General features: G+C 40.7%; 20 protein-coding genes and 1 tRNA gene. 1 reads left to right on the plus strand and 20 read right to left on the minus strand.

Annotation, left to right across the window (positions count from 1 at the left end):
* From lspA to ACYQ1I_RS18610, 12 genes are all read right to left on the minus strand, one after another.
* The gene (gene lspA, locus ACYQ1I_RS18555) at positions 1-459 is read right to left on the minus strand and encodes a signal peptidase II (protein WP_459768021.1); all 459 of its coding nucleotides are present in this window, start codon (positions 457-459) and stop codon (positions 1-3) included.
* Positions 460-560: 101 nt separating this feature from the next.
* On the minus strand, positions 561-1,232 hold the full coding sequence (locus tag ACYQ1I_RS18560) for a TraR/DksA C4-type zinc finger protein (protein ID WP_459768023.1): 672 nt from the start codon (positions 1,230-1,232) through the stop codon (positions 561-563).
* Positions 1,233-1,540: 308 nt separating this feature from the next.
* Positions 1,541-2,356, minus strand: a complete 816-nt coding sequence (gene aroF / locus ACYQ1I_RS18565; RefSeq protein WP_459768025.1) for a 3-deoxy-7-phosphoheptulonate synthase — start codon at positions 2,354-2,356, stop codon at positions 1,541-1,543.
* A gap of 16 nt (positions 2,357-2,372) precedes the next feature.
* The gene (locus tag ACYQ1I_RS18570; protein ID WP_459768027.1) at positions 2,373-3,074 is read right to left on the minus strand and encodes a 5'-methylthioadenosine/adenosylhomocysteine nucleosidase; all 702 of its coding nucleotides are present in this window, start codon (positions 3,072-3,074) and stop codon (positions 2,373-2,375) included.
* A 137-nt stretch (positions 3,075-3,211) separates the two neighbouring features.
* Positions 3,212-3,682, minus strand: coding sequence for a DivIVA domain-containing protein (locus ACYQ1I_RS18575; RefSeq protein ID WP_459768029.1), 471 nt, complete (start codon positions 3,680-3,682; stop codon positions 3,212-3,214).
* An 18-nt stretch (positions 3,683-3,700) separates the two neighbouring features.
* Positions 3,701-4,501: a YlmH family RNA-binding protein gene (locus tag ACYQ1I_RS18580; protein ID WP_459768031.1), complete on the minus strand. Its 801-nt coding sequence runs from the start codon at positions 4,499-4,501 to the stop codon at positions 3,701-3,703.
* Between the two features lie 12 nt (positions 4,502-4,513).
* On the minus strand, positions 4,514-4,816 hold the full coding sequence (locus ACYQ1I_RS18585; protein ID WP_459768033.1) for a YggT family protein: 303 nt from the start codon (positions 4,814-4,816) through the stop codon (positions 4,514-4,516).
* 15 nt (positions 4,817-4,831) lie between these two features.
* Positions 4,832-5,275: a cell division protein SepF gene (locus ACYQ1I_RS18590; protein WP_459768035.1), complete on the minus strand. Its 444-nt coding sequence runs from the start codon at positions 5,273-5,275 to the stop codon at positions 4,832-4,834.
* A 22-nt stretch (positions 5,276-5,297) separates the two neighbouring features.
* A complete protein-coding gene (locus ACYQ1I_RS18595) occupies positions 5,298-5,981 on the minus strand; it encodes a YggS family pyridoxal phosphate-dependent enzyme (RefSeq protein ID WP_459768037.1) in 684 nt (227 codons plus the stop codon).
* Between the two features lie 19 nt (positions 5,982-6,000).
* A complete protein-coding gene (locus ACYQ1I_RS18600) occupies positions 6,001-7,299 on the minus strand; it encodes a biotin/lipoyl attachment domain-containing protein (RefSeq protein ID WP_459768039.1) in 1,299 nt (432 codons plus the stop codon).
* 210 nt (positions 7,300-7,509) lie between these two features.
* Entirely contained in the window at positions 7,510-7,893 is a 384-nt protein-coding gene (locus tag ACYQ1I_RS18605; protein WP_459768041.1) for a hypothetical protein, read from the minus strand.
* Between the two features lie 139 nt (positions 7,894-8,032).
* Positions 8,033-8,320, minus strand: coding sequence for a hypothetical protein (locus tag ACYQ1I_RS18610; protein ID WP_459768043.1), 288 nt, complete (start codon positions 8,318-8,320; stop codon positions 8,033-8,035).
* 164 nt (positions 8,321-8,484) lie between these two features.
* Between ACYQ1I_RS18610 and ACYQ1I_RS18615 the strand changes: the two genes are divergently transcribed.
* Complete coding sequence (locus tag ACYQ1I_RS18615) at positions 8,485-8,685, plus strand: hypothetical protein (RefSeq protein WP_459768045.1); 201 nt, start codon at positions 8,485-8,487, stop codon at positions 8,683-8,685.
* A 200-nt stretch (positions 8,686-8,885) separates the two neighbouring features.
* Here ACYQ1I_RS18615 and ACYQ1I_RS18620 read toward each other — a convergent pair whose 3' ends face one another.
* The 8 genes from ACYQ1I_RS18620 to ACYQ1I_RS18655 all read right to left on the minus strand — a co-directional run bounded on the left by ACYQ1I_RS18620 (position 8,886) and on the right by ACYQ1I_RS18655 (position 16,456).
* On the minus strand, positions 8,886-9,302 hold the full coding sequence (locus ACYQ1I_RS18620; RefSeq protein WP_459768047.1) for a DUF3788 family protein: 417 nt from the start codon (positions 9,300-9,302) through the stop codon (positions 8,886-8,888).
* Between the two features lie 307 nt (positions 9,303-9,609).
* The gene (locus ACYQ1I_RS18625) at positions 9,610-9,840 is read right to left on the minus strand and encodes a PF20097 family protein (protein ID WP_459768049.1); all 231 of its coding nucleotides are present in this window, start codon (positions 9,838-9,840) and stop codon (positions 9,610-9,612) included.
* 384 nt (positions 9,841-10,224) lie between these two features.
* Positions 10,225-10,301 (minus strand) — tRNA-Pro (locus ACYQ1I_RS18630).
* Between the two features lie 137 nt (positions 10,302-10,438).
* The gene (gene spoIVA, locus ACYQ1I_RS18635; protein ID WP_459768050.1) at positions 10,439-11,917 is read right to left on the minus strand and encodes a stage IV sporulation protein A; all 1,479 of its coding nucleotides are present in this window, start codon (positions 11,915-11,917) and stop codon (positions 10,439-10,441) included.
* A gap of 234 nt (positions 11,918-12,151) precedes the next feature.
* Entirely contained in the window at positions 12,152-13,183 is a 1,032-nt protein-coding gene (locus ACYQ1I_RS18640) for an NAD(P)H-dependent glycerol-3-phosphate dehydrogenase (RefSeq protein ID WP_459768051.1), read from the minus strand.
* Positions 13,184-13,197: 14 nt separating this feature from the next.
* Positions 13,198-13,785, minus strand: a complete 588-nt coding sequence (plsY, locus tag ACYQ1I_RS18645) for a glycerol-3-phosphate 1-O-acyltransferase PlsY (protein WP_459768052.1) — start codon at positions 13,783-13,785, stop codon at positions 13,198-13,200.
* A gap of 3 nt (positions 13,786-13,788) precedes the next feature.
* Positions 13,789-15,111, minus strand: a complete 1,323-nt coding sequence (gene der, locus ACYQ1I_RS18650; RefSeq protein ID WP_459768053.1) for a ribosome biogenesis GTPase Der — start codon at positions 15,109-15,111, stop codon at positions 13,789-13,791.
* Positions 15,112-15,133: 22 nt separating this feature from the next.
* Complete coding sequence (locus ACYQ1I_RS18655) at positions 15,134-16,456, minus strand: DUF512 domain-containing protein (protein ID WP_459768054.1); 1,323 nt, start codon at positions 16,454-16,456, stop codon at positions 15,134-15,136.
* Between the last annotated feature and the right edge of the window lie 112 nt (positions 16,457-16,568).

Genomic DNA, 16,568 nt, shown 5'->3' on the forward strand with positions numbered 1-16,568 from the left:
CTACATCTCCTTAGTTTTAACAGAATCATATTTAATCACATAATAAGAAACCAATATGGCCCCCACCACAATGGCGCTATCTGCCACATTAAATACAGGAAAATCAAACCAGGCAATACGAAAAAAATCTACTACAAAGCCATGGCGTATCCGATCAAGGAAGTTTCCCAGGGCTCCGCCAACGATCAGACTAAGGCTGATTTTCAACAGTATATGCATGTTATTTTTATTCTTGATCATGAAAATAAGAACGCCCCCTACCACCAGCAGCGTGGTGATAATAAAAAACAGTTTTTGATTTTGAAGCATTCCAAAGGCGGCTCCCCTATTTTCTACATAGGTTAGATGAAAAATGTTTTGAATGACGGGTAAATCTCTAAGGGGTTTGAGAGAATTTAGTGCCCAATTTTTGGTCAATTGATCTACAATTAACACCACTGTCAGGATCATTATACCCATATTAAACCCTCCTTAATTCAATTAAATCCTTTCTGATTATAACATTACATAAAGAAAAAAGATACCCAAAGTACCTTTTTCTAAATAAATTTGATCTGTTCTTATCTTTTTCTACGAAATTTTTTGACTCCGCCTTGATAATAGAGCTGATTTCTATACTCCTCCTCAGAGATCCCCTCCACCTCCTGAACAATTCCCTCGGAGTCTTCATCAAAAATACCAAAATGGTCACCTGTTGAAAAGGAGGGGTCATTTTTCACCTCATTAAATTTAGCCACCTGTTGATAGCTGTCTTCTCCATCAAAGCCGGTGTAATCCTTTTCGTCCATATTGGTTCTTTCGAAGGCTGGATACAACCGGGATTCCTCCCCTGGCCTTCCTCTGTCTCCCTGAAGGTCTTCGAGGGGAAGTTTTTCCTTGGCACATTCCATGCAAAGGCTTACCTCTGGAATTAAGTCCAGCCTCTCGGTAGGGATTTCAGTTCCACAAAGACTACAGCTTCCATAGGTTCCCTTTTCAATTTTTTCAAGGGCACGGTCAATTTCAGCCAGGCGATATCGCTCATGGTTCTCTAGATTGGCATTCATTTCCACCATAAAGGTTTCGGTTCCCAGGTCGCCGGGATGATTATCATAGGCAGAAAGCTCTTCGGTATATTCCCTTAAGGAGCCTTGATTGGTTTCATGGGCCTCCATTCTTTCCAGGGTTTTTAGAATAGATTGTTTTTCCTCCAGTAAACGCCCTTTAAAATAGATTAATTGGTGTGATTTCAATTGAAATCCTCCTAACTCTGGAATTTTTTCTGATCAGTTAGGGTGTGTCTGAATACTCCGAAGGGTGCAGATTTAAGCGGTGAAAGATGCCCTTGAGTGGGTTTTCAGACACGCCCTAATCTTATTTTTCCCGATTATTAAAATTTATTTCCAGGAAAAGTATCACAGAAAAAATAATTGAGCTCCTTTGAAGAATTTAAGGACGACTTTATTGAAAGCCATATTCTGAAAGCTCTATTTAATATTGATAAGTGGGAGCTTTCCTATTGATAGTTAAAAAACATAGATATTTAGCGGCCTATGGTTGGTTATCTGGCCCCCCTAAAATACTGATCCAATGCCTTGATTTCGCTGCTTAATTCCTGGAAATCACCCAAGGTTAATGATTGAGGGCCATCTGAAAGGGCCTCGGTAGGATTAGGATGGATTTCCACCATGATTCCGTCGGCCCCTGCAGCAATGGAGGCCAAGGCCATGGGAGTAACCAGCTCCCTTATACCAGTGCCATGGCTGGGGTCTACTATGATGGGCAGGCAGGAAAGCCGCTTAATAATTGGTACACAGGAAAGATCGAGGGTGTTTCGGGTGTGGGATGAAAAGGTTCTGATCCCCCGTTCACACAGGATAATATTATCATTTCCTTCAGCAGCTATATATTCGGCAGCCATCAACCAATCTTCTATTGTGGCGGCCATACCTCGCTTTAATAGTACAGGTTTTGAGCCCTTTCCAACCTCCCGCAATAGACTATAATTTTGCATGTTCCGAGAGCCAATTTGAAGTATATCCACATATTCATTCAGTAATGCTACCTCCCGGGTATCCATCACCTCTGAAATAATGGGCAGCTCATAGTGGTCTCCGGCTTCCTTCATGAGCTTAAGTCCTTCCTCCCCCAAGCCTTGAAAGGAATAGGGGGAGGTTCTGGGCTTAAAGGCACCTCCCCTTAATATATGGGCGCCACTTTTCTTTACTATTTCAGCTGTTTTGAAAATTTGGTCCCTTCCCTCTATGGCACAGGGCCCCGCAATAATCACCTTTTCACTGTCGCCTATAATAATATTCTTTACTTTGATCATTTTTTGATGTGATTTGTCTTGTCTGTTTATCAGCTTTAGCTTCATCTTACCTTCCCTTTTCTTACTTCATGGCTGCCAGCATACCCTTTACGATTTGTTTAGAGTAGATGGCTGCCTGATTGACAAATTCGTTAAAATTATCGTGGGCAGAGCCGTCGGCCCTATCAGACATGGTTCGAATGATAACAAAGGGGATTCCATTGACATGGCAGGTATGCCCAATAGCAGCTCCCTCCATCTCAGTGCATAGCCCTTTAAATTGATTCCATATTTTATCCTTCAATTGGCTGCTGCTTACAAAAACATCGCCTGATACAATTCTTCCGGTCAGAACCTGATGCTCGTTAATAAACTCCTTTGCAGCCTCCCTGGCCAGCTTAACCAGCTCCCCATGGGCTGGAAAAATAGAGCAGTCCATCCGTGGAATCACCCCAATTGGGTAGCCAAAGCCTGTTACGTCAAAATCATGCTGTTGAACATCGGTGGAAATCACTACATCCAGCACATTCAATGAGTCATGAATAGCCCCGGCCACGCCGGTATTAATTACATGGGTGACGCCCAATTGACCAATTAAAATTTGGGTACAAATGGCTGCATTCACCTTACCGATCCCGCAGCGTACAAGAATTATCTCCTTGGAACCAAGAATACCTTGATAGAACTCCATATGGGCAATTTTTATGGTTTTCCTTAGCTCCATCTCATTTTTCAGAATTTCAATTTCTTCCTCCATCGCACCAATAATACCAATTCGATTCATCCCGGTTACCTCCCTAATATTTTTCCATTACAATGAATTTCATATACTATTATATAGGATTCAATTTAATATCAAAGTTGAATAAAAAAGCCCCGTCCATTAGTTTAATGGCAGCGAGACCTGTTATGTGATAACCCCTACTGGCTTTCCTCTGTTCCCTCAATATCCTCACAAATATTTAATACTGCATCAATCTGAGACTGCAGCAGGGTTTTATATCTCGTTTTGAAAATTTGCATTTGCTTTTTGATCTCTGCATATTCCTGTTTAACCTCATTCACTTCCTCATGGGCCCTTTTAATGATTTCCTTTCCTTCATTTTCTGCATCCTGCAAAATCAGCTCCGCCTTTTTTAAGGCATTGGATCGAACCTCCTCGGCGGTATTTTGAGCCACCACCAGAGTATTTTTAAGGGTTTCTTCAATATTTTTATACTGTTCCATTTGCTGCGATGTTCTTTCCAGCTTATCCTTTAGTTCGGCATTTTCTTTATAGAGCTTTTCATAGTCTATCATGACTAAATCTAAAAACTCGTCCACCTCGTCCTCCCGGTAGCCTCTCATTCCTCTTTTAAACTCTTTGTTCTGAATATCTAAGGGCGTAATCATGCTTCCACCTCGCTTATTTTATATGGGTTTTCGATAAATAATTCGTATGCGCCCTGAACGGGTATTGCCTTCTACCGACAATATTTCCATTCTTCCCTTTCCCCTTACGGAAATATTATCTCCCGGAGCCACCTCATAGTGGTTTCTGGGAATGACTTCCCAGTTTACAGACACCAGCTCTCTTGAAATGAATGACTGGGCATCAGCCCTGGAAAGCTTGAAGCCTAACCCAATAACAGCATCTAATCTTAATGATTTAACAGTACCTGCCCCCTCTTTATATTCTATGAGGGGCGGCTTGATTTGAGTTAGGGGAATTTCCTTTAGCGATACACCAGTGCTTCCCACCTTTTCTAAATGAAAGCCAATGTAATCCCTGAGTTCTTCGTGAAGAATAATATGACAAAAATGATGATTCCCCTCTTGGTGAAGTATAATGTCTCCGATTTTTTCCCGCCTGATGCCCAGTCCCATTATGGCACCCAGATAATCTCGGTGAGAGACCTGTCTGAATTGGGATGTCCCCCTGGTCTCCAGCGCCACCAGTGGAATATCGAGCTGAAGGGGATCAAGATAATCAGGGTAAATGATCATGACACATCTTTCAGCCCCGTCATAGCCTCCTGTTACTAAAAAATCAATTTCTGAAAGGGTGCTAAGCATATTGGTCGCCATTTTTATCTGGTAAGGTGTCAGGAAATCAGTCATTTTAACTTCATGCTTCCGTAAAACGGCTTCGGCCTTGTCCAATACCTTTACCAGCACCTGTCTGACCTGGGGATCCTCCACATGCTGTGTTATTTTTTCTCTGTCCAACAATCTGATCCATCCTTATACTAATAATAGTAGCAATCTAACAATCAAGTTTCTAAGTATATAGTTGTAAAGAGCATTCACCAACAGAACCGCCACAAAGGGTGTAAAATCTATCATGCCACTGTAGCCAAAGCGCCCATAGATTAAATTACGTATGGGTGCCATAATAGGCTCAGTCACACTATAAATAAACCGCCCCAGCCCGCTATAAGGGCTTATATTTATCCAGGATAAAATCACCCTTACCAGGATTAACAGGTTAATGATCTGAACCAGCCAATCCATTGCATAAACAATACTCCTTATTAAGCTATACAAATTATCACACTCCTATTATTTCTGCCAGGGAAATACCCCTTTATTTTTTAATTCTTCTCTAATATTACCAGAAATATCTACATTATTGGGGGCTAAAATAAAAATTCCCGCAGAAACCTTTTGAATATTGCCATCAAGGGCATATATGGCGCCGTTTAAGAAATCAAAAAATTTCTTTGCCAGCTCTGGTTCAATATTTTCCAAATTAATGATTACCGGTTTCCTGTTTTTTAGGTTATCTACAATACTGGGTGCCTCATCAAAGTTGGTGGGCTCATAGATAACCACCTTCATTTGAGTTTTTGTATGGATATTCACTACCTTATTTTTTTTATTATTGACAACAGGGTACAAATCATCCTGTTCGATTTGTACTTCCTCCTCATCCTGCTCTTCTTCCTCTTCAAATACATCTAATCCTATAAAATATTTAACCTTATCCATAATTTTACCAGACATAGCTTGTCCTCCTTACGTATTTTTATTCTTCCTCAAACAATCTGCTGCCTATTCGAACCATGGTAGCCCCTTCTTCAATGGCGATTGGATAGTCGTTTGACATTCCCATTGAAAGGTGATCCATTTTTATATTGCTAAAGTTCAGCGCTTTAATTTCCTGGGCCAGCTCCCTAAGACCATGAAATACAAACCTAATTTCTTCAGGGTTTTCTGTATAGGGGGCCATCGTCATTAATCCTACAATTTCTACATATTGAAAGGCTTCCAGCTCGGTCAGCAGTGACTTTACCTCATGGGGGGCCAGCCCGTATTTGCTTTCTTCCCCAGAAATATTCACCTCTAGAAGGCACTTGATCTTTCGATTGATTTTTCCTGCTCGCCTTTCGATTTCTCTGGCTAATTCAAGGGAATCCAGAGAGTGAATATAGGTCACCTTGTCAACAATATATTTCACCTTATTTCTTTGAAGGTGGCCAATCATATGCCAGGTAACAGCGTCCCCTATTTCTTCATATTTTTGTACCAGCTCCTGGACCTTATTCTCACCGATGTGGTTAACTCCCAGGGAAACAAGGGTTTTAATTTCGTCAACAGACCTTTTTTTGGTTACTGCCACCAAGGTAATTGTTTCAGGACTTCTACCAGCCCTTTTGGCAGTTTGTAGGATCTGGTTATGAGTTCTGTTAAGATTTTCTGCAAGCTTCAATTGTTTCCCTCCTCAATATTTAGCGAATTTTTTGTCCTTCATTTATTTTACTACCATTCAACACAATTTCATCATATAAATTAATGGTACTGACGTTTTTTGATTCCCCAGTATCAGGGTCTTTTTGAGCAAAGGAGCCATCATGCAAAATAGCATAGTCCTCGTTTCTTCCTTTAACCTGAACAGGAACAAACCTGACAATCCCATTGATATTCACCCGATAGACCCCCGTTCCCTGGTTTGTCTCAACAATTGCCTCCTTAGGCAACATTGCTCCTTCGAATCGATTTTTAACTATATCGATCTCTAAGGTTCTTAACTGATACAAGCCATCAAAGGTATCTGTTAGATCCAACACCATAAGCCATTGGTCCTCATCCTCAACGATTTGCCTGATTCTAGCAGAATAATCCCGCTCTTCTCCTCGAATACGAATGTCGATTCTGCGTCCGGCCTCCAGCCCCGAAGCCTCTTCCTCCGTCAGTTTACAAAGGATACTCCATTGAAAATTATTAATTATCTTCATTACATTTTCGTTAAAGCCAGTCTCTTCCGCTTCCTTTTCCTTTGGCTGAAGATGATTTTTTTCAATGGCCTCTAAATCACTGGCGGTAAAATGGATGATACTATTGGGCGTAATTAGCTCCTCCAGACCATCGCTTCCAAAGGCAATGGTGCCCGGGGTTTCACTGACAATTACATTGAGGGCGGTATTTAGCTTTTTTTCAATCTCGTCCTTCTGTACCATCAGCTCGGATAAATTTTTCCCGGCAAAGCTATTTTCTCCTATGATCACATTTTTTTTCTTGGCCAATTCCTCAACCTGACTTTGATACTGCTGAATTTTATCATAGTTCCCTTGCTTAATTTCCTGCTGGATTTTCTTAAGCAGATCGCTGATTTGAGCATCTATTTTTTCTATATCCTTTTGAAAAATGGAAGTTTCCTCCTGCTGGTCCTGAATTCCCTCGATTCTTTCATTAATGATCTCTAATTCCTGCTGATATCTTTCATCAAGCTTTTCTCGATAGATTTCTGCCAGTTTTTGGCCCTTTGCAACCTTTTCGCCCTCTGAAACAAAAAAATTTGCTTCTCCCTGGTTTATATCTGCAAGAACCCTTTCATCTCTGGCAATCAATCCCGTCACAGCAATAAGCTCTTCTATTTTACCATATTCAGCAACCACCGTTTTTTGACTGGTGGTACCGATGAGCGGAAACACCCTTGCCAGGAAATAGAGAATCACAATGGTGCTGATAATAATTCTTGAGAATTTCATTCCTTGTTTTTTTTTTCTTTTTTTTGTTTTGGATTGCAAACAATACCACCTACTCAATTTTACTCTGTATTATAATTCTCTATATACTACGAAAGTCCTTCATCTTTTGCAGATATTTTCTGATTCCAGGGTCCCAAAAGACTCGACAAAAAGTACTAAATAACAAAATTTTGTTTGGATAGGATTAAAGGCATTAAAAAAACCCAGCAAACGTTACTTCACGCTTTGCTGAGTTATCGGTAAAAACGATTAAAAACGACTAAAAAATTTACCGTAGCGACTAATTACCTTTAGCTTTTTGATGGAATTAACCTTTAGGTTTTTTACTCCCTGGCTTCTGGTGATGAGAGCAATGCTGTTTTCAGCCTTGATGACCCCCAATACGGTTCCCTTAATTGAGAGGGTATTTTCAAGCTGAATTTTAACCTCGTCCCCTGCCATGACTTCTGTACTGCCCAACATGAAATGCTTAATATCTATATTTTTTAAAACCTCGGGCTCTAAATCCTTATGATCAATTAATACAATATGATTTTTTAAATAGTACTTTTCCTTCATAACGACAAGGAAATATCCCATTATCGACAACAGCCACAACCCAATGGCGATATGAATCAGGTAAATCAGCATCATTCTAATCACTTCCTTAAGCCTGCATATTTTAGATATCTTTATTATATTATATCATTTTAAGGTAAAAAAATTAAATAGTATTTTCGTTGAGTTATTTAGGTTTTCTTTTAAGGCCCGGTAATTGACACAGTAGAATTTGTTAATCAACAAGGGTACTATTTATCAAGTTATCTTCATGAACTATTGGTATTGTTCCTTTTTTGATAAATTCCTTTTCACATCTTTTGTTTTCTGGAATCTGGGCAGAGAGAATAGATTCCCTTTTAAAGCTGCGTATTCCCCTTTTTAAATAACAATAGGCCAAAACAGAAGCCCCTTCCATTTTGAAAACCTGTATTTTTCTTTGATTAATTTCTATTCCTTTTTGATAAATAATAAATACAGGAAATCGATTATTTAAGGAGTATTTCAATACATAATCTATCATTTCATCAGCCCCTTTATGGTTCTCAAATACATTGTATCAGAACATGTGTTCGTTGTAAATTGTAAAATATTGTTTTTTATTATTGTTGGGTCTTTTTCACTATGCCATTTTGACGATATAATTGTTATAATTAATTTATCAGGTTAACGGAAAGGAAGAACACCATGTCAGTCGCCTTTATTTTAATTGGATTATTCGCCATAACCTGTACAATTATCAGACCTGGCTTTTATTGGCAAAGTAGAAAAGCAAGACAATTACGCAGACTCTTGGGGGATACCGGGGCCTCGTTGGTTTATATTTTAATTGGTATTTTCCTAATCGGAATTGCCTTAGCCGATTTAACCGGAATGATTAATCTATAATTTGGCTTTTTCATTTATTCATATTTTTCATTCTCCCTGAAAAAATCGATGAATTCTATTTGGATTCATTGATTTTTTCTTTTCTTGCTATCAAAGCCCCTACAGCTATATGTACTTTTCCCTTCCAGAGCAATTTTTATAAAGAAAAAGGAATGCCGCCTTTGTAAGATAGCATTCCCATTTATATGCTTCAATTTTAATCAAATCAGAGCCTTCTTTTTATTGGGTCGTTTTTTAATCCTGATTAACCCTTTAATGTCATCTACAATTGATGCCTCCAGGGGAATGTACATCCATCGACCATCGTGATATTGTTTGGTTTGATCATAGAGATCATTTATGTAAGCCGTAAAATCAGCCCTCTGACCTTCAAATTTATCCCTTTCTGCTTTACCAAAGATAATCAAGATTTCTAAGGTCCCAGCCTTTGGGTACAGGCCACAGAGGGTCCTTCCGCTCCTTCGATATTTTAACTCATATTCCCCAGATTTATCCTGAGACCATAGCTTATCCATCTCATAATTGTCTTCAATAAATCCTGTAACATCCTCCCAGGTTGTCCACTTATCCGCCAATAATGACTTTAGCTCCTGCTTTTCAGGTGCAACCAATTTCATCAGCTCCCTTTAGCTTTTTTATTTATTTTATCATGTATAATAGGACAGCTGTCTGTCTGGTTTAACTGGTTCCATTTGGCTTAATTTTTGCTTCATTAGATTAGGGCGTGTCTGAAAACCCACTCAAGGGCATCTTTCACCGCTTTTTTGTCCCACGCAGCGTTGCTTTTCCTTGACGTACCCCTGGTATGCCTTCAAAAAAGCGCCTTGCTTGGAACAAAAATTCAGTAAAATCTGCACCCTTCGGAGTATTCAGACACACCCTAGATAAAAGGGTCTTCATATCTGTATACAGCTGCCTAAAAAATTAATTATGTTCTTCTTGCAGGTCAATTACAATTTTTTGACACCCTGGACAAAGAAAGGCCTCTTTCGATGCTTGAAGAGTAATAGAAAGCCCTGCCAGTTTAATGCCATTCTGGGCAATGGCAAATTTAGTTAAGCCCCTTCTCTTTTCACCCTTTGGAGTCCAGCTTAAGGTATCGAACACATCAATCGAGCCAGGTTTCATTACTTCTCCGCAAAATGGGCAGTTCATATATATCCCCCTCAATAAATATTTTCGGACTCCAATAGTCATTAAATAGAACTTAATTTCTTGAAAAATTGATTTTATCAATTTTGGTATCTACTGATTTATCAACCTGCCCGAATTAACAAAAAGATTATACTTATTTTCTATATTATTATAGTATAACAAATTTTTTAATACTGCATTACTTATTTACACTCTTATAGCACACGTTATGCCGAGACTTATTTCCAGGTGCAGGGGTAACACCTGTAAAGAAAGGAGACAGCCCCTCAGAGTGGTTAAATGCAAGGTTAAAGAGAAATGTTGTTGTCATTGACAACCGATTTATTTTAACTTAATGACAAATAAAAAAACCCTCGTACTTAAAATAAATACAAGAGTTTTAACTGGTCTGGCTGACAGGACTTGAACCTGCGACCTCCAGACCCCCAGTCTGGCGCGCTACCAAACTGCGCCACAGCCAGATATTTTGTTGTTGCCTCAAGCGGTACAAATAATATTTTATGGCGAAACGGACTAAATGTCAAGGCTTTTTTAAAATATTTTGTGGGGTATATTTCTATACCCCACCCAGTTCATTGAAAAATCCCCTACCTGGCCCCTATAAAATGATGGCAATTAATCCCCCGCTGCCCTCATTGATCAGCTTTTGAAGGGTTTTTTGAAGTTTGATTCGAGTATCCTCAGGCATCATATAGAGCTTATTTTGCAGCTGCTCCTTGACCATATCATGCAGGGATTTTCCAAACATGTTGGTATCCCAAATGGAATCAGGATTTTGTTCAAATTCCTCCAGCAGGTATTTGACCAGCTCCTCACTTTGTTTCTCTGTACCCACCACCGGTGATACCTCGGTTGAAATATCGGCCCGGATAAAGTGCAGCGACGGAGCGTTAGCCCTTAGCTTCACGCCAAATTGATTTCCCTGTCTAAAGATTTCAGGCTGCTCCAGGGTCAGCTCATCAAGGGATGGCGGTACCAAGCCATAGCCCATGCTCTTAACATCCTTAAGGGCCTTGTCAATTTTATCATACTCATTCTTGGCCTTTGCCAGCTCCATGATCAGACCTAGCAGCTGGTGATCACCCTCAATGGTATAGCCTGTTTTTTCCTTGAGTACCTCATAAAAGAGGTTATCATTGGTCATCAGGTCAATTAGGGCAACCCCTTCGCCCATCCGCATATTTTCCAAATTAACTCTTTTTATACTTTCAATGCCACCCAGTCTTCCAACCATACTGTTGACATCTCGAAGCCGTTTCATTTCCCTGGCGGCCTCTTTAATTTCATTGATAATTGAAGCCTTTAGCCAATGGGTAGATTCAATACTTTCAAGCCAGCCCGGCAGGTTGATATTCACCTCTGTTACCGGGAATTCAAATAGAATATGCTCAAGTATTTCATTGATTCCTGACATATCCAATCTGGCACAGTCCTTTACCAGTACAGGCACCTGGTACTTCTCTGCCAGTTTATATCGAAGATTAAGGGTTTCATCAGAATCGGGCGTTCTCGAGTTTAAAAGAATAATAAAGGGCTTATTAATCTCCTTTAGCTCATAGATAACCCGTTCCTCAGCTTCAACATAATCTTCCCTTGGAATTTCTGTAATCGATCCATCAGTGGTCACCACAATCCCGATGGTGGAATGCTCTTTGATAACCTTCCTTGTGCCAATTTCAGCGGCCTCCTCAAAGGGAATTTGTTTTTCAAACCATGGTGTATTGACCATTCGAGGCCTTCCGTCCTCTTGATGGCCTAGGGCTCCCTTTACCAAATAGCCCACACAGTCTATCATTCGCATCTTAAAGGAGGCATTTTCCTTTAAGACCAGTTCGACCGCTTCATTAGGAACAAATTTGGGCTCTGTTGTTGTAATGGTTTTTCCTGTTCCGCTCTGGGGTAATTCGTCCTTTGCCCTTTCCTTTTTATAGGTGTTTTCTATATTAGGTAAAACAAATAAGTCCATAACCCTTTTAATGAAGGTAGACTTTCCAGTTCGAACAGGACCAACAACGCCTATGTAAATGTCCCCCTGGGTCCGCTGCGCTATATCTCTGTAGATGTCAAAGTTTTCCATGCTTTTCCCTCCTTTTTATATCAGTATCTTTTTATACCTGTCTAACATTATAAATATATGAACAAACCTATATAATATGACTAATCAGCCCCTTTATCGTTGTCTAATACTTTATATTTATTTTGTCTATGTTTTATGACAGGTTTTTAGTCTTTGGAGGGACAAAAAAGAAAAAAGCCGACTCCCTATGAGTCAGCCCCATGAGTCAGCCCCAAGCTGGTGACGATTTTACCTTTACCAGCAGATATTTTTTTCATCAACAATTTCCTCCATCTCATGGGTTCGATTTCGTGTCATGAGATTGGTCACCGCATTCTTTGCATTGGTATTATTATATAGTATTCCATAGATTTCTTCAGTAATGGGCATTTCTACCTCATATTTTTTTGACAGGGCATAGGCTGCCCTGGTGGTGGTAATTCCCTCCACCACCATACCGATTTCCCTGAGGGTTGTATCTAAATCCTTGCCCTGACCCATCAATATTCCCGCCCGGCGATTTCGGCTATGGATACTGGTACAGGTCACAATCAAATCCCCTATACCTGAAAGTCCGGCAAAGGTATCGATATTGGCCCCCATGGCAGCACCTAACCGGGCAATTTCTCTAATTCCCCTGGTCATTAGAGCTGCCTTGGCATTGTCACCAAAGCCTAGGCCGTCAGAAATACCCGCCCCAAAGGCGATGACATTTTTTAAGGCCCCTCCCAGCTCAACACCGCTTAAATCGGGATTGGTATAAACCCGAAAGGTAGGGGTAATAAAGAGATCCTGGACAAATTCTGCTACGGCCCTTTCCTTAGAGGCCGCCACAACGGTGGTGGGCATTTTTTTAGATACCTCTTCAGCATGGGAAGGTCCTGACAATACCGCAAAGGGTTGCCCAGGTAATTCCTCCTCTACCACCTCTGAAATTCTAAGCAGGGTCTGCTGCTCCAGTCCCTTGGCGGCATTAATAATCACCTGCTGGGGCATAATACTGCCCTTCATTAATTTCAGTACACTCCTGACAGCCTGGGAGGGAACCGCAATTAAAATTGAATCAGCCCCCCTTATGGCTGCTTCTATATCGGTAAACAGGTTTATTTTTTCCGAAATGGCAATGCCGGGCAAATATTGGGTATTTTCCCTGGTGGTCAGGATTTTTTCATATTGCTCCTGGTCCTTCATCCATAGATTGACGGTATACCCTTTGCTGTGAAGCACAAGACCCAGGGCTGTTCCCCAGCTACCTGCACCCAGCACTGCAATTGTAGAATGATTCATGTCTAACGCCCCTTTTATTTTGATTTTTCGGTAATTTTACGTTCTGTGCCGCTTAATAATCTTTTTATATTGCTACGATGGCGATAGAGGGCCATCATTGCCAGGATCAGACCAAAGAGAATAAAATCCTTTCCCTTCAGTATATAGAGAACCAAGGGCAGCAATGTAATGGCCGAAATAGAGGCAAGGGATACGTATTTAGTAATTGCTAAAATGAACAAACCAATGGCAATACAAATTAAAGCCGATGGGGGATGGATCATTAACCCTACCCCAATGGAGGTAGCAATTCCCTTTCCTCCCTTAAACTTTAAAAAAACAGGCCAGTTATGGCCAATGACCACAGCAACACCGCAGATTAAGGCAAGGGCTTCTCCTCCGTAGGCCCTGCCAAGAATTACTGCCAGGATTCCCTTTAGGCTATCCCCTAAAAAGGTTAAGGCTCCCGCCTTAAGGCCCAGGGTACGTAATACATTGGTGGAGCCTGCATTACCACTGCCATGATGTCGAATATCAATGTTGCCTATCAGCTTTCCCACCAGATAAGAAGTTGCGAAATTACCAATTAAGTATGCTAAAATCACAATCGCCCATTGTAGCACTGATTAATCCCCCTTTGTCTTTTCCCTCAGCATAAAGCGTACTGGTGTTCCTTCAAATCCATAGCTTTCTCGAATTCGATTCTCAAGATATCGTTGATAGGAAAAATGCATTAATTCCTTATCATTAATGAACAGAATAAAGGTGGGGGGCTTCACCGATGCCTGGGTGGCATAGAATATCTTCAACCTTTTTCCTTTATCTGAAGGAGGTTGATTTAACAGGGTGGCTTCCCCAATAATTTCGTTCAGGCTGCCGGTAGGAATTCTCATGGCATTTTGATTTGCCACATGCTTTACCGTGCCTAAAATACGGTCCATCCGCTGCCCTGTCAGGGCGGAAACAAACAAGATCGGCGCATATTCCAGGTAGGCCAGCTCTTCCCTGACTTTCTTTGTAAACACATTCATGGTATTGGTTTCCTTCTCAATCACATCCCATTTGTTTACAACGATTACCATTGCTTTTCCATTTTCATGGCTATATCCGGCTATTTTTTTGTCCTGCTCGGTTACTCCTTCAGCGGCATCAATGACCAGCAGACATACATCGGCCCTTTCCACCGCCGTAAAGGAACGGATGACGCTGTATCTTTCAATATTTTCTTTTATACGGCTTTTTCTTCGTATTCCAGCAGTATCAATTAATACGTATTGATCCTCTCCGTAGGTAAAGGGGGTGTCGATAGCATCACGGGTGGTACCTGCAATTTCACTGACGATAACCCGATCTTCCCCCAAAATTCGATTGATAATGGATGATTTCCCTACATTGGGCTTTCCAATGATGGCCACCTTAATGGTTTCATCTTCATCTTCATCAGGGTTTTTGGGCGGAAAATGGGCGGCTACGGCATCTAATAAATCTCCGATGCCCAGGGCCAATGTAGAGGATATCTCTATTTGATCTGAAAAACCCAGCTCAAAAAAATCATAGTAATAGTCCGATTGGGTAGCGGTATCAACCTTATTAAGGGCTAAAACAATGGGCTTGTTGGATCGCCTTAAAAGGGATGCCACCTCCCGGTCTGAAGCTGTCAACCCCTGTCGGCCATCAAGCATAAAAATAATGACGTCGGCGGTTTCAATGGCAATCTGGGCCTGTCTTCTCATTTGGGCAGGAATCAGCTCTGTTGACTCCGGCTCGATTCCCCCTGTATCGATTAGGGTAAATTTACGATCAAGCCATTCCGCCTCGGCATAGATCCTGTCCCTGGTTACACCGGGGTGATCTTCTACAATGGAAATTCTTTTTCCTGCAATTCTATTAAATAACGTCGACTTACCCACATTGGGCCTGCCAACGATGGCAACAACTGGCTTTGCCATACCTTATCACCTCTCTTTATTATTACAATTCTAATATGGTTTTAATCAAGGCTTTCCCATCAACCGGGCTGACCCTTACAGGTCTTTTGATTTGATTTTCCAGCTCCTGAATCGTCATATCGTCTAAAAATATTGGCTCTTCTGATTTAAGCATGTTCTCTCCTATGATGATCACGTCGCCCAGGGGCATGGTTTCAAGGGTTTTTACGATGTCTCCCCCGGTAATTAAGCCGCTGACCGATACATGGCCGCCAAAAAAGTCATTTCTGACGCAGATAACATCTATTTTCAAATTATTGACTGCCCCCATCAAGCTATGACACAGCTCCTTCATCAAAGGTTCTGCCAGAACTCCCGTTATGACGGTTATCCTTCTGGGTTTTTTAAAAGATACCCTTACCTGAGAAAGCTCCTTTAAAAAATCATGCCTTAGCTTAACCACCATTCCAACTCCATTTTCAAGCTGGGGAAAACTATCATAGCTGTCATAACCGGGAAAGGGGGCTTGGGCTAAAATATAAAACTCATCGGAAAGATGTACAAAGCTCTTATTTAGTTTTTCCCTAAAATGCTGCTGCCATCCTTGTATCTGCTGAATGGTTGCCTGGGCCATGGCCTGGCTAAAGGGTTTGATCAAGGGCAGATGGTCTCTGTACCTGGTTAACCCAACGGGTACCACGGCAATACTTTCAATGGATAAGCTTAATTTTTCCAGGTCTTGAAGGGTATTGTCCAATTCCTTCTGATCATTGACATCAGGGCACAAAACAATTTGACAGTTCATTAGAATATCATTCTCTGCCAGACGTTTCAATATGTCTAAAATATTACCTGCAAAACGATTATTCAGCATTTTCTTTCTTAATTCACCATTGGTGGTATGGACCGATACATTGATGGGACTAATTCGATACTGAATAATTTTATCAATGTCAGTCTCCTTCATGTTGGTTAGGGTGATGTAATTTCCATGGAGAAAGGATAAACGGGAATCATCATCCTTAAAATAGAGGCTTTCTCTCATGTTGGGAGGAAGCTGATCAATAAAGCAAAAAATACACTGATTATGACAGCTTTTCATATGACTAAGTATTGGGTTTTCAAAATCAATTCCTAAATCCTCATCGTATTCCTTATCCACCTCAATAATCCATTGTTCACCATCGGGTTTTTCAATTTCTATTTCCAGGTACTCATCGGCTAAGTAAAACTTATACGCTATGATATCCTCAACGGGCTGCCCATTGATACTTATGAGCACGTCACCTACCTCGATTCCCGCCTCGGCAGCAATACTATTGGGTAAAACATAGCTAATGATGTTCTTGGACTTTGTCTCCTTCAAAAAAACACCTACTTTAAATTATATATTTCCTGTACTAGTCCTATTTTATCATAATTTTGTCTACTATTACATCAAATTATCATACCATCCGCTCTTTGAAGCGTCAAGCAAT

This window comes from Alkaliphilus crotonatoxidans, assembly GCF_054658015.1.